The sequence below is a fragment of the Serratia sp. H402Y genome, assembly GCF_051172415.1.
Lineage (GTDB): Bacteria > Pseudomonadota > Gammaproteobacteria > Enterobacterales > Enterobacteriaceae > Serratia > Serratia ureilytica.
In genome coordinates this window covers 550,503-563,028 of sequence record NZ_JBPIYZ010000001.1, presented here as the reverse complement: position 1 = coordinate 563,028, position 12,526 = coordinate 550,503, and the positions used below count along the sequence as shown (strand labels likewise).

The 12,526-nt window shown below is 64.0% G+C and carries 16 protein-coding genes; 8 read left to right on the top strand and 8 right to left on the bottom strand.

The features are described from left to right. Nucleotides 1-9: 9 nt before the first annotated feature. Complete coding sequence (locus ACSBQS_RS02905) at nt 10-840, top strand: 5'-nucleotidase, lipoprotein e(P4) family (protein ID WP_197666281.1); 831 nt, start codon at nt 10-12, stop codon at nt 838-840. Between the two features lie 3 nt (nt 841-843). On the opposite strand, the gene ACSBQS_RS02900 is transcribed toward ACSBQS_RS02905, so the two are convergent. From ACSBQS_RS02900 to ACSBQS_RS02890, 3 genes are all read right to left on the bottom strand, one after another. After that, nucleotides 844-1,362 (bottom strand): GNAT family N-acetyltransferase, encoded by a 519-nt coding sequence (locus ACSBQS_RS02900; protein WP_172756124.1) that lies wholly within the window; start codon nt 1,360-1,362, stop codon nt 844-846. Nucleotides 1,363-1,364: 2 nt separating this feature from the next. Continuing rightward, entirely contained in the window at nt 1,365-1,934 is a 570-nt protein-coding gene (locus ACSBQS_RS02895) for a helix-turn-helix domain-containing protein (protein ID WP_033642366.1), read from the bottom strand. Between the two features lie 134 nt (nt 1,935-2,068). Continuing rightward, complete coding sequence (locus ACSBQS_RS02890; RefSeq protein WP_197666280.1) at nt 2,069-3,523, bottom strand: MFS transporter; 1,455 nt, start codon at nt 3,521-3,523, stop codon at nt 2,069-2,071. A 103-nt stretch (nt 3,524-3,626) separates the two neighbouring features. On the opposite strand from ACSBQS_RS02890, the gene ACSBQS_RS02885 reads away from it, so the two are divergent. The 4 genes from ACSBQS_RS02885 to ACSBQS_RS02870 all read left to right on the top strand — a co-directional run bounded on the left by ACSBQS_RS02885 (nt 3,627) and on the right by ACSBQS_RS02870 (nt 6,264). After that, nucleotides 3,627-4,280 (top strand): helix-turn-helix transcriptional regulator, encoded by a 654-nt coding sequence (locus ACSBQS_RS02885; protein ID WP_033642364.1) that lies wholly within the window; start codon nt 3,627-3,629, stop codon nt 4,278-4,280. Nucleotides 4,281-4,457: 177 nt separating this feature from the next. Further along, complete coding sequence (locus ACSBQS_RS02880; protein ID WP_046896911.1) at nt 4,458-4,952, top strand: DUF2878 domain-containing protein; 495 nt, start codon at nt 4,458-4,460, stop codon at nt 4,950-4,952. Nucleotides 4,953-5,060: 108 nt separating this feature from the next. After that, nucleotides 5,061-5,984: a drug/metabolite exporter YedA gene (yedA, locus tag ACSBQS_RS02875; RefSeq protein ID WP_197666279.1), complete on the top strand. Its 924-nt coding sequence runs from the start codon at nt 5,061-5,063 to the stop codon at nt 5,982-5,984. 103 nt (nt 5,985-6,087) lie between these two features. After that, the gene (locus ACSBQS_RS02870; RefSeq protein WP_016928550.1) at nt 6,088-6,264 is read left to right on the top strand and encodes a hypothetical protein; all 177 of its coding nucleotides are present in this window, start codon (nt 6,088-6,090) and stop codon (nt 6,262-6,264) included. Here the strand turns inward: ACSBQS_RS02870 and ACSBQS_RS02865 are convergent. After that, on the bottom strand, nt 6,252-7,163 hold the full coding sequence (locus ACSBQS_RS02865) for a LysR family transcriptional regulator (RefSeq protein WP_198808992.1): 912 nt from the start codon (nt 7,161-7,163) through the stop codon (nt 6,252-6,254). The two genes, ACSBQS_RS02870 and ACSBQS_RS02865, sit on opposite strands and share 13 nt — an antisense overlap. Before the next feature lie 98 nt (nt 7,164-7,261). On the opposite strand from ACSBQS_RS02865, the gene ACSBQS_RS02860 reads away from it, so the two are divergent. The 3 genes from ACSBQS_RS02860 (at nt 7,262) to ACSBQS_RS02850 (ending at nt 8,833) form a co-directional block, all read left to right on the top strand. Further along, entirely contained in the window at nt 7,262-7,627 is a 366-nt protein-coding gene (locus ACSBQS_RS02860; protein WP_004939355.1) for a DUF6516 family protein, read from the top strand. After that, the gene (locus tag ACSBQS_RS02855; protein WP_004939357.1) at nt 7,627-8,007 is read left to right on the top strand and encodes a MarR family transcriptional regulator; all 381 of its coding nucleotides are present in this window, start codon (nt 7,627-7,629) and stop codon (nt 8,005-8,007) included. The genes ACSBQS_RS02860 and ACSBQS_RS02855 overlap by 1 nt, the downstream gene beginning before the upstream one ends. A gap of 106 nt (nt 8,008-8,113) precedes the next feature. Continuing rightward, on the top strand, nt 8,114-8,833 hold the full coding sequence (locus ACSBQS_RS02850) for an SDR family oxidoreductase (protein ID WP_197666277.1): 720 nt from the start codon (nt 8,114-8,116) through the stop codon (nt 8,831-8,833). 6 nt (nt 8,834-8,839) lie between these two features. Here ACSBQS_RS02850 and ACSBQS_RS02845 read toward each other — a convergent pair whose 3' ends face one another. The 4 genes from ACSBQS_RS02845 to ACSBQS_RS02830 are packed head-to-tail and all read right to left on the bottom strand — an operon-like array spanning nt 8,840 to nt 12,492. After that, nucleotides 8,840-9,601: a phosphate/phosphite/phosphonate ABC transporter substrate-binding protein gene (locus ACSBQS_RS02845; RefSeq protein WP_089191356.1), complete on the bottom strand. Its 762-nt coding sequence runs from the start codon at nt 9,599-9,601 to the stop codon at nt 8,840-8,842. Nucleotides 9,602-9,629: 28 nt separating this feature from the next. Then, nucleotides 9,630-10,403, bottom strand: a complete 774-nt coding sequence (locus tag ACSBQS_RS02840) for an ABC transporter permease (protein WP_046896907.1) — start codon at nt 10,401-10,403, stop codon at nt 9,630-9,632. Next, the gene (locus ACSBQS_RS02835; protein WP_025302043.1) at nt 10,400-11,335 is read right to left on the bottom strand and encodes an ABC transporter ATP-binding protein; all 936 of its coding nucleotides are present in this window, start codon (nt 11,333-11,335) and stop codon (nt 10,400-10,402) included. The genes ACSBQS_RS02840 and ACSBQS_RS02835 overlap by 4 nt, the downstream gene beginning before the upstream one ends. Then, nucleotides 11,332-12,492: an ABC transporter permease gene (locus ACSBQS_RS02830; RefSeq protein WP_072628081.1), complete on the bottom strand. Its 1,161-nt coding sequence runs from the start codon at nt 12,490-12,492 to the stop codon at nt 11,332-11,334. Before ACSBQS_RS02830 ends, ACSBQS_RS02835 begins: the two co-directional genes overlap by 4 nt. Nucleotides 12,493-12,526 lie beyond the last annotated feature (34 nt).

Below are 12,526 nucleotides of genomic sequence, written 5' to 3'. Positions count from 1 at the left end.
GAGATAACAATGGCAGGAAAACAGGTACGCACACTCACCCTCGGCGCGGCGATGGGCGTCGCGCTGCTGGCCTTGACCGGTTGCGCACAGCCGCCGCACGCCGACGCGCAGGCCCAGCAGCGGTTGGCGGATCAATCGGTGCTGGCGCTCAACTGGTTCCAACAGTCCGGCGAATACCAGGCGCTGGCGCATCAGGCGTTCAACAGCGCGCAGCGCGCCTTCGATCAGGCCAGGGCCGCGCCAGGCCGTAAAAAGGCGGTGGTGGTCGATCTGGATGAAACCATGCTGGATAACAGCGCCTACTCCGGCTGGCAGGCGCAGCAGGGCCGACCGTACGACGGCGCGACTTGGGCCAAATGGACGCAGGCCGAACAGGCCGCCGCGGTGCCGGGCGCAGTGGCGTTCGCCCGCTATGTTAACGCCCATCAGGGGACCATGTTCTACGTGTCGAACCGTAAACAGAGCGACTACGCCGCCACGGTGGCCAACATGCAGAAGCTCGGTTTCACCGGCCTGTCGGCAAAAACCGTGCTGCTCAGCACCGACACCGCCAATAAACAGGCGCGCTTCGACGCCATCAAACAAGCCGGCTATGACATCGTGGTGTACGCGGGCGACAACCTGAACGACTTCGGCGCCGCGACTTACCACCAGGACAATGCGCAGCGCCGGGCGTTCGTCAGCAAGAACCAGGCCAAGTTCGGCACCGAATTCATCGTGCTGCCCAACCCGATGTACGGCGACTGGGAAAGCGGCCTGGCTCGCGACTACAACAAGCTGACGCCGCAGCAAAAGCTGCAGGTGCGCCAGCAGGCGATCAAAGCCTGGCGCGGGCGCTAACCCTCACAGCAGTTTGTACATATAGCAGGTGGCCTCCAACGCCCCGCCGTCGCTGGCGCGGGCGTATTGCGGGATGTCGCCCGCCGCCTCGAACCCCAATTGACGGTACAGCCCCTGCGCCGCGCTGCCGCTCAGGGTATCCAGCACCAACAGGCTGCGGTGATGACGCGCCGCCAGCGCCTGCACTTCCTGCATCAACAGCCGGGCGACGCCCTGCCGCCGCGCCTGCGGGTGCACCATCAGCTTGACCACTTCCGCCCGGTGACGGCCGTTGTCCGGCATCGCCAGTAACAGCTGCACGGTGCCGACCGGCCGGCCGTTCGCGAGCGCCACCAGCATCGCACGCTCTCCCCGCGCGATGGCCGGCAGCAACCCCTGCCAAAACGCCTGCGCCTGCGTCAGCGTGAAAGGCATGACAAAACCGATGCTGGCGCCGTGCGCCACGCTGGCGTGCAGCATTTCGGCCAATTCGGCAATGGCGCTTTGCGCCGCGCCGGCGTCCCACTGTTGCAATTCAATCATGGCTATGGCCTGCAAATAACGAGGGTGTAATGGGCCGGCTCATCGCCGGGGACATGGAAACGGGAGGCGCCGAACAGGCGGTAGCGCAGGCAGTCGCCGGATGATAACCGGAAAACACGCCCTTCCAGCGTCAACTCCAGCTGTCCGGACAGCAGCCAGAGATGGTGCTCCAGCGCCGGAATCGACGGCAGGTCGTAATCGATCTGCGCGCCGGCATCAAGCCGGGCTTCGATAAATTCAGCCTTATACAACGCAGCGGGGGGAGAAACAGAGCGACGGTGAAAACCGCTGGCGCGATCGACCCACACCGGTTGCTGCTGCGGCCGCAACAGCTCCGGCGGCTCGTCTTCGATCTCGCTCAGCAGGCGCGACATGGTCAACCCATAGGCGGCGCACAGCCGGTTCAGCAACGACGCCGTCGGGCTGGTCTCGGCGCGCTCCACCCGCGAGAGCGTCGCCCGGCTGAGGCCAGTGCGCTGCGCCAGCTCCTCCAGCGACCACGCCCGTTGCTGGCGCAAATCCGCCAGCCGCTGCGCCAACCTCAGGTCGGCATTGTCCAGACCGTTATCCATCGTTCACACTCCGCTTGAAAATCCCATATAAGAGAAATAATCTCAAATTAGAGATATAGCAAGCGAATTTTAACAATGTCGCGCAGGAATAACGCCAGGATCACCGCAAACATCGCCGAATGAGGAGAAGCGTTCTAGCACTCGCGCGAGGACGGGTTGGGTACAAAATTGCCCGTCTCGGCGGCCAGCGGCGCGATCGCGGCGCAGCGCCAGGCGCTGAATACCGCCAGCAGCGGCGCCAGCGCGAACGCCAGGAACAGCCAACGCGCCGCCGATGCCGCGCCCGCCGCGCCGCCCGGATCGTTCAGCCCCGCCAGGTTGGCGATCATCCCCGCCAGCGCCGCGCCGAATGCGGTGGCGAACAACTGCACCGTGGTGATCGAGGCGCCGGCGATGTCTTTGTCCGCTTCAGGCGCCACCTGCAAAATGCGCGTCAGCAGATGCGGCCAGCCGAAGCCGATGCCGAATCCCACCAGCGATAACGCGATGACGATCGGGGTCAGCGCCTGCCAGTGACCGCCGGAGGGCGTCGGCATCAGGATCGCCAGCGCCAGCAGGCCCACCAGCACGAACAGCGGCCCGCTGACGATCGCCCGGCGAATGCCCGCCCCGCGCCAGCCGGAGCTGAGGATTTCGGACAGCGTCCAGCCGGCGGCCATGGTCGCGGCGATATAGCCGGAGATCAGCGGCGACTGGCCGTGCAGCAACTGCAGGAAATAGGGCACGAAGATTTCGCTGGTCATGCCGATTACCAGCAACGACACCGTAATATAGAGCGCCGCCAACGATGAGCCGCGCCGCAGCGCACCGTGCGGCAACAGGCGCGCGAGCGAGCGCGCCTCGCGCTTCATCAGCCAGGCCATCAGCGCCAGCGAAAGCGCGATGCCCGCCAGGTTGATCCAGACGCTGTGCGCCAGGCTGCCGGCGGACACCACCAGCACCGCCACGGTCAGCAACAGCAGCTGCGCGGTCGGCAGCGGCGCGGCTGCCTGCTGCGCCTGGCCCTTGGGCAGGATCAGGAAGGTAAACGCGGCGTACAGCGCCATGATCGGCAGCAGAATGCCGAAGGCCCAACGCCAGGCGTGCAACTCGGCGAAAATGCCGCCTACCGCCGGGCCAACCAGCGTGGCGATGCCCCACATCGCCGAGATAAGCGCCATGGCGCGCGGCCACAATCGCTGCTCGAACACCAGATTGATCATCGCGTAGGAGAGCGCAAAGATCAGCCCGCCGCCGAACCCCTGCACCGTGCGGCCGATCAACATCACCGGCATGCTCGGCGCCAGCGCGCACAGCCCCGCTCCGGCGATGAAAAACAGCGAAGCGACCAGATAGGCGTTGCGCGCGCCGTAGCCGCTGAGCAAGCGGGCCGACAGCGCGGAGCCGAGGATCGACGCCACCACGAACAGCGTGGTGTTCCAGGCATAGAGATCCAGACCGCCGATATCCTGCACCACCGAGGGCAGAATGGTGGTGGCGACCAGAATATTGATGGCATGCAGCGCCACGCCAAGCGAGAGCGCGATCGCACTGGCCGCATTTTTGCCGGAGAAAAGGTCGCTCCAGCGGCTATCATCATGGGTTATCACGGTTGTTGTCCTGTTTTCAGAGGAATGGCATTGAGTTGGTCATGAGATTGCGTTAAATTTAACAAGAGTTATCTTGGAATAAGTTAGGGCGAGGCGGAGAAATATGTCAAGAATAAACTTGGAAAATGGCGGCAGCACCGCACAATCGGTCAGTGACCGCTTGCTGACGCTATTGAAGACCCGCGGCCCGCAGCAAGCCTCAGACGCAGGAAAAGTGCTCGGCACCACCGGTGAAGCAGCCCGCCAGCAGTTCGTCAAGCTGGCGAAAGAGGGGCTGGTCGAAGCGATCGCGGAAACGCGCGGCGTGGGCCGCCCGGTGCAGCTGTGGCATTTGACTGCCGCCGGTAACGCACGCTTTCCGGACACCCATGCGGATCTGACGGTGCAGCTGCTGCGCACCGTGCGCGACAAGCTGGGTGAACAGGCGATCGACCTGCTGATCGAGACCCGTGAGCAGGAAAACCGCATCAACTACAAGCAGGCGATGATCGGCGCCACCGATCTGCGCGAACGCGTGGCGCGCCTCACCGAGATCCGCTGCCGCGAAGGGTATATGGCCGAATGGCGTCAGGAGGAAGACGGCGCCTATCTGCTGGTGGAAAACCACTGCCCGATCTGCGCCGCCGCCACCGTCTGCCAGGGCTTCTGCCGCGCTGAGCTGAGCATCTTCACCGAAGTGCTGCAGGCGCAGGTGGAGCGCGCCGAACACATTCTGGCCGGCTCTCGCCGCTGCGCCTACCGGATTTCTCTCTTGTAACACCGGTTTTTGCCCGCGTTTTCAACCGGTACAGATTATTCTGCTTGTGCACCCCGCACCTTCCCTTCTAAGGTTGAATTATCGAATATTCAGGCAAACAACGGGCCCCGCGCCCGTTCTGACACCTCCGTCGGCGCGCTGCGCACGGCGGCAGAGTAACCCCACGGGAGTTGAACGATGAAGAAGCCGCATGCCGGATTCTGGCTGGCGACGCTGGGGCTGGGCGTCTGCTGGCTGCTGGCGCTGCTGACTCGCGATCGGCTCAACGGCATACTGCTGGCCGGTGCGGCGCTGGCGCTGATCTTTACCCCCGCCGCCCGCCGCAAGGGCGCCGCCCTGGCCGCCTTGGGCGGCATCGGCATGGATGGTCTGTGGAGCTACAGCGGCGTGCTGCATTACAGCGGGCAACACGGCCTGCCGCTCTGGACCATCGCGCTGTGGATCGGCTTCGGCTGCTGGTGGTATTGGCTATTGGACGTGGTCAGAGCGGCGCCCTGGCCGCTGGCGGTATTGGGCGCCGCCCTCGGCCCCTTCGCCTACGCCGTGTCTTGGAAACTGGACGCCCTGCTGCCCGGCGTGCCGCCGGAGTTCATGCTGCTGCTGCTGGCCATCGGCTGGTCGATTTATCTGCCGGCCGTCAGTTGGCTGCAGTGGAAACAGCAAGGCCATTGAACGGCTTTCGGCCGCCGGAAAAATAATGCCGCAGGCCATTGCTTATCGGTTGCCCGATCGGGTTTACTGAGCATTCTAATAATAATCATTCCCGCAAAATACAATCCTATGCTTAGCCAACAAAGCCGTAGCGTCCTGCCGTTGATCGGGGCGTTGTTCACGTTATATATCGTTTGGGGTTCCACCTATTTCGTCATTCGTCTGGGCGTCGAACAGTGGCCGCCGCTGATGATGGCCGGGATTCGCTTTCTGCTAGCCGGCATCGTGCTGTTCAGTTTCCTGGCCTGGCGCGGCCACGCGCTGCCGACGCCGAAGCAGTGGCTGGCCGCCGGCGCCATCGGCATTCTGCTGCTGGCGGTGGGCAACGGCCTGGTGACGGTGGCGGAACACCAACACGTGCCGTCCGGCATCGCGGCGGTGATGGTGGCGACGGTGCCGCTGTTTACCCTCTGCTTCAGCCTGCTGTGGGGCATGCGCAACACCAAGCTGGAATGGGCCGGCATCGCGCTCGGGTTGGTGGGCATCGTGCTGCTTAATACCGGCAACAACCTGGTGGGCAATCCGACCGGCGCGCTGCTGATTTTGCTGGCGTCGGCCAGCTGGGCCTTCGGATCGGTGTTGGGATCGCGCATCTCGCTGCCGGCCGGGCCGATGGCCGGCGCGGCGGAGATGCTGGTCGCCGGCGTGGTGTTATTGGCAGCCAGCCAGCTGAGCGGCGAGCGCCTCGTTCAGATGCCGAGCACCGGCGGCTTTCTGGCGCTGGGCTATCTGATCGTCTTCGGTTCGATGCTGGCGATCAGCGCCTATATGTTCTTGTTGAAGAACGTGCGCCCGGCGGTCGCCACCAGCTATGCCTACGTCAACCCGGTGGTGGCGGTGCTGCTCGGCATCAGTTTTGCCGGTGAATCGCTGGCGCCGCGCGAGTGGCTGGCGCTGGTGATCATCGTTGCGGCGGTGGTGCTGGTGACGCTGGGAAAATACCTGTTCGCCCGCCCGGCCAACGTACAGGCCATCGACTGCGAACGGCGATGATCACAAAGGGCGGTCTGCGGGCCGCCGTTAAAAACGATTCTTGTTTCACCCGGCGAAGGGGCTATAATTCCCGCTGTTCCAAGCAACCTGCGAAATTATTCCTATGCTGAAAAAAGCGTTCGTCATCGTCATCGCCCTGTGCGCCTTCGGTTCTCTGGGCGGCGTATTCCTCGCCGGGCTGAACATCTACACCCGTTCCACCACCCCGCACGAAGAAAGCGCGCCTGCCGGGGATGCCGCCGCTACGCCGGCGCAAACCGAAACCCTTCAGGCCAAGTGATCGTCCATCCAGCGCCGGCAGCGCTGCTGTAAAAAGCGCTGCAGCTGCCTGACGCGCTCCGACACCTGCGAACGATGCGGGCAGACCAGATTGATCGGCACCGCGTCGCTGCGCCATTCCGGCAACAGTTGCACCAGCCGCCCGGCGTGAATGTCGGCCGCCACGTCGATCGCCGACTTGCGCACCACGCCGTGCCCGGCCAGCGCCCAGCGCCGCGCTACCTCGCCGTCATCGGTAAAATAGCTGCCGTTCAGCGGCACTTCGACCCCCTCCTCACCGCGCCACAGCCGCCATTCCACCTGCCGTTTGCCGCTGGGCTGATACACCAGAATGCTGTGCCGAACCAGATCGGCCGGCGTTTGCGGCGCGCCGTGACGCCGCAGGTAATCCGGGCTGGCGCAGATCAACCGCCGATGCTGCGGCAAGATCGGCAGCGCCACCAGCGAAGAGTCGGCCAGCGGCCCGAAGCGCAACGCCACGTCTACCGGTTCGCGGAACAGGTCGGCCTGCCGATCGTTGATCAGAAGCTGCAGCTGAATATGCGGATGCTGCAGGCGGAACTCATCCAGCCAGCAGAGCAGCAAATTGCGGCCAAAATCCGACGGCGCGGAAATCTGCAGCACCCCGGACAGCCCCTGATGCTTCTCGCGGATCGCCTGCTCTCCTTCGGCTAACGCGCCCAGTGCCAGGCGCGCGCTGTCGAGATAGCGAGCCCCCTCCTCCGTTAACCTCAGGCTGCGGGTGGAGCGCACCAGCAGCCGCGCGCCCAACTGCTGCTCCAGCCTTTTCACCGCAATGCTGGCCGCCGCCGGCGTCATGTCCAGCGCGCGCGCCGCGGCGGAAAAACTGCCGCCGTCCACCGTGCGGACAAACACCTCGAGATCGACAAATGAGGTCATGTATTTCCCTTCTTAGAGAGCCGGATTCACGGCGTATCGGATTGACGATAAAACGCCCAATTGTTATGATTAGATCATAATAAATGGAGCTTTGATCAATGGATGAACACAACGGACTGGACTACATCCTTAGCCTGCATGGCACGCGGGTCAATCGTGAGGATGGCTATTGGTGGAAAATCGAGGCTTGGACGGTGACCCAAACGGCCTTTATCCCTCACGGCATCCGTTACAATTTGACCTTGCATGATAACCACAATACCCGGGTTTTTGGCATAGATAACGCGCATGCCATTAAAACACCCCGCAAAGGTAAATTTTCGGGCCGCGTCGTTTACGATCACCAACATGACTCCCCGACGGACAAAGGCTCACCCTACGAGTTTCATTCCGCCTATCAGTTGGTGGAAGATTTTTTTACCCGGATAGACGAAGTCATACGCAAGAGAGAAAACCGAGGTTGATGATGAAAGCACTGATTGGCGTGATGCCTGAAGAACTGATTCGCAAGCGCACACTGGCGATCGCAAAAGGGGAATACCAGCCACAGGAACGTGAGCCCAAAGTGTGGTTTACGTCAATGATTGCGCTGGCCCAGGTGCTCAGCAACGAGAATATTGCCCTGCTGCGTCTGATCGACACTGCCCGCCCCGAGACCATCAGCCAGTTGGCCGAACTGTCGGGGCGCCAGGTCAGCAATCTGTCCACCACGCTGAAAACGCTGAGCGGGCACGGCCTGGTGGCACTGGAAAAACAGGGGCGTTCAGTGAAACCCCGAGCGCTGTTTACCGATTTCGAAATCATCGTGGATCAGAAGCTAAACGCCCGCTTTAGCGCCGCATGATCTTTAAAAAATATTAATAAGAGTTTGTCAGCAAGGCCGATTGTTAGGTGATTTTCAATCAGGAAAGATAGATCCCGTTGAAACTTACCTAAAAAGAGGCCTTAACATGACAATTCCTGACTCCCCCCTGAAACGACAAAAGCTGGTGATCCTGGGCGGCACCAGCGGCATTGGCGCCGCGGTGGCCTACGCAGCGGCGGCGCGCGGCGCTGAAGTGGTGCTGGCTTCGCGCCGCCTTCCCCACTCCGGGGAGAAAAACGACGCGCTGCATCTGATGCAGGCCGATCTGACCGATGAAGCGTCGCTGCATGCGCTGTTTGCCGCCGTCGGCGCTTTCGACCATCTGGTGATCACCGCCGGGCCGCTGGTGCAGGCGAAACCGCTGGCGGAGACTGCTTTTGAGCAGGCGCAGGCCGACTTCAACGTCAAATTCTGGGGCAGCTTGCGCGCGGTGCAGGCCGCGCTGCCGACGCTGGCGCCGCAGGGCTCCATCACCCTGACCTCCGGCCAGCTGTCGCGCAAATACCTCGGCGGTCAGTTGATCAAAACCGGCATCAATGCCGCGCTGGAAGCGGTCGGTAAACAGCTGGCGAAGGAACTGGCGCCGCGGCGGGTGAACGTGGTCAGCCCCGGCATCACCGCTACCGAAGCCTACGACGGCATGGGCGCCGCGCAGCGTCAGGCGCTGTTCGAGCGCGTGAGCGTCAGTCTACCGGTCGGCCGGATCGGCCAGGCGGCCGACGTCGCAGCGGGTTACCTGCTGGCGATGGAGAACGGTTTCGTCACCGGCAGCGTGATCGACATCGACGGCGGCGGCCTGCTGTAACGGCGGCTAGAGCGCCGTTACGCCCTGTGCGGCTGCCTGCTGCTCCAGCACGGTGATAATCTGGTAGGCCGAGCGCGGCACCAGGCTGAAATCGCCGATCAGCAGGCGGTCGCTGACCGCCTCATCCAGCATCGCTCGGGCGCCGGCGCGCAGGATGTCCACCTGTTCCGGCGGCGTGCCGGCTGCGGTGATCAGCGGCAAACCCGGCACCGCCGCCGTGCGGCCGATGATTTTCAGCCCCTCCAGCGCCTGCGGCTGCGCGCGGCGCAGCAGTTCCATGCTGATGGAATCGATGGCGGCGATATCCGCCTGCCCGCTGCGGATCAGTTTCAGCGACTGGTAATGCGCCCCGGAGGCGATAGCCGCACCGAAGAATTTCCCGTCCTGCGCCAGCGGCGCGATCAGCGCGCGCAAGCCGTTGTAGCCGGACTGGGAATCGGTGCTGTTATACGCCGCCGTCCGGCCGCGAAAATCCGCCAGCCGTTCGCCGGAGTCGCCCGCGCGCACCACCAGCCAGCTGCGGTAATTAGGCCCGTCGCACCCTTCCACCCGATAATGATAGGTTCCGATCAGCTGCACCTGCGGCAGGCTGCTGACCAACGGATAACCACAGGTTTGGCTGAGCAAGAGATCCTCGCGCCGCCAATGCTGCGCCAAATCGTCCGGCCAACTGAGCCGTTCCGGCGCCGCCGGCAGCCCCAGCCGCAGCAGCTTGCCGCGCAAGACCTGCCAGAAAGCGTCGGCCTGCTCCCGGCCAACGCCGTACATCGGTAGAGACACCTGCATCATTTCCCCCTTACCCCGCCGGAGTGGCCGCCAGCGTCTGCTGACGCCAGGCGGTGAGATAACGCACCCAACGTTCGAACAGCATATCGGTGATAATAGCCAACAACGCCACAACCGCCGCGCCCTGGATCACATAGGCGGTGTTAAACCCGGTTAGGCCGATGATGATCGGCGAACCGAGCGTTTTGGTACCGACGGTGGAAGCGATGGCCGCCGTGCCGATGTTGATGATCACCGACGTGCGGATCCCGGCGACAATCACCGGCGCCGCCAGCGGCAGTTCAACCCGCCACAGTATTTGCCAGGCGCTCATCCCCACGCCGCGGGCGATCTCGCGCGTGGCGGGCGGCACCGATTCGATGCCCGCCAGCGTGCCCTGCAGGATCGGCAGCAAGCCGTACAGCACCAGCGCGATGATCGCCGGCTGCTCGCTGAAGCCCATCACCGGCACCGCCACCGCCAACACCGCCACCGGCGGGAAGGTCTGCCCCACCGCCACCACCGTTTCCAGCAGCGAACGAAACTCCCGGCCGCCGCGTCGGGTCACGGCGACGCCCGCCGCCACGCCGAGAGCCACCGCAATCAGGCTGGAGATCGCCACCAGCGACAGGTGCGCCCCCACCAGCGCGATAAAGCTGTCCTGCTGATAAATGGGCCGGTCCAGATCGGGGAACCAGGCGGCAAACAGACCGCGCAGATGATCCATGCCGAACACCAGCGCCAACAGCAGCGCCAGCGTCCAGGGCAGCGGATCGCGCAGCAGGCGCCAGAGACGCCCGCTCATGACAGCGCCTGCCCGGCGATCAGATCGTGGAAGTGCAGAACCCCCAACGCTTCGCCCCGTTCATCCACCACCGGCAGGCAGTCGCTGCCGCGCGCCACGAACACCGACAGCGCCTCGCGCAGGCTCATGGCAGCGGCGATCGGTTCGCCCCCGGCGACACCGGGCCGCACCCGCTCCGCCACCGTCCCCAGCGACAGCAGCTTGATGCCGCGATCGCTCCGCCCGAAGAAGTCACGCACGAAGTCGTTGGCCGGGGCGGTCAACAGCGTCAGCGGCGTGCCCTGTTGTACCACCCGCCCCTGATCGAGCAGCACCAGGCGATCCGCCAGACCCAACGCCTCGTCGATGTCGTGCGTCACCAGCACAATGGTGCGGCCCGAGATCTGATGAATGCGGGCGATCTCCGCCTGCAGCGCCGCGCGGGTGACCGGATCCAACGCGCCGAACGGTTCGTCCATCAACAACACCTCGGGATCGGCGGCGAGCGCGCGCGCCACTCCGACCCGCTGCTGCTGCCCGCCGGAAAGCTGGTGCGGATAGCGGCGACGAAACAGATCCGGTTCCAGGTGCAGCAGCTCCAGCAACTCGGTAACCCGATCGCGAATGCGCGCGCGCGGCCATTTCAGCAGCTGCGGCACGGTGGCGATGTTCTCCTCCACCGTCCAATGTGGAAACAGGCCGATCGATTGGATCGCATAGCCCATGCGCCGCCGCAGATCCTGCGGTTTAAACGACTGGATCTCTTCGCCGGCAAAGAGAATCTTGCCCCGATCATGTTCGATCAGGCGGTTGATCATTTTTAATGTCGTGGACTTGCCGGAACCCGAGGTGCCGATCAACACGGTGAATTCGCCCTCGGCGATGTGCAGCGTGAGATCGTCCACCGCCGGCTTGCCCTGAAAAATTTTGCTGACTTGCTCAAAGTGAATCATCGGCGCGATACGTCCAGGATTGAAACCCAAAATTTAAACAGCGAATCGACGATGACCGCCATCATGACCACCGGGATCACCCCCAGCAGAACCAGATCCAGCGCGCTGCTGAGCAGCCCCTGAAACACGATGGCGCCAAAGCCGCCGGCGCCGATCAGCGCCGCCACCACCGCCATGCCGACGGTTTGCACCGCCAGGATGCGCACGCCGGTCAGGAACAGCGGCAACGCCAACGGCAGTTGCACGCGCAGGAAGATCTGCCCGCGCGTCAGCCCCATGCCGGTGGCGGATTCAATCACCCCGGCCGGCACGCTCTGCAGCCCCGCCACCACGCTGCGCACCAGCGGCAACAGCGCGTACAGCACCAGCGCCACGATCGCCGGCGCCATGCCGATGCCGCTGACGCCGTGTTCCGCCAGCCAGGGCACCGCCGCCGCCAGCCCCGCCAGCGGCGCGATCAGCAGGCCGAACAGCGCGATGGAAGGCACGGTCTGGATAATGTTCAGCGCGGAGAAGATCGGCCTCTGCCAGCGCTCGGAGCGAAAACACAGCACCCCGAGCGGCACGCCGATCGCCAGCGCCGGCGCCATCGTCGCCAGCAGAATGGTCAGGTGCTGCAACAGCGCGGCGTCAAACACCTCCTGCCGATTGTGGTACTCCTTCAGCAGCGACAGCTGATCGAGCTGATGGCCGAACAGCAGCAGCGCCGGCGGCACCAGCACCAGCGCGTTGCCGAGCATTCGCCGCAGGTGCGACGCGGTGAGGCGCGTCATGGCGTCGGCGGCGATCAGCAGGCTCAGCGCCATCGTCAACCAGGCACCGCTGCCCCAAGAGGTGCGCGCCAGGCGCGATCCCTCCTGCGCCAGGCGTTCAGCGGCCTGTCCGCCGATCCAAAAGACCAGCGTCAGCACCCCGCAGGCGGCCAGCGCCGTCAACAGCGCACGCCCCCGCGTCGGCGGCAACAGGCTGAGGATCGCCAACGCCGCCAGCGGCAACAGCAGCCACAGCGCCGGGCCGTGCAACAGGGAGAATAAGGACAGGCTTTTACCCGACAGCAGACGATTGGGGGCATAACTGAGGAACGGCAGGCCGAAGGCGGCCAGCAGCAACAGCACGAACAGCGTTAACAACACGCGATGTTTTACGGCAATAGTCAAAGAAACTCTCCGGCGCCATCGGTTTTCCCCCTCT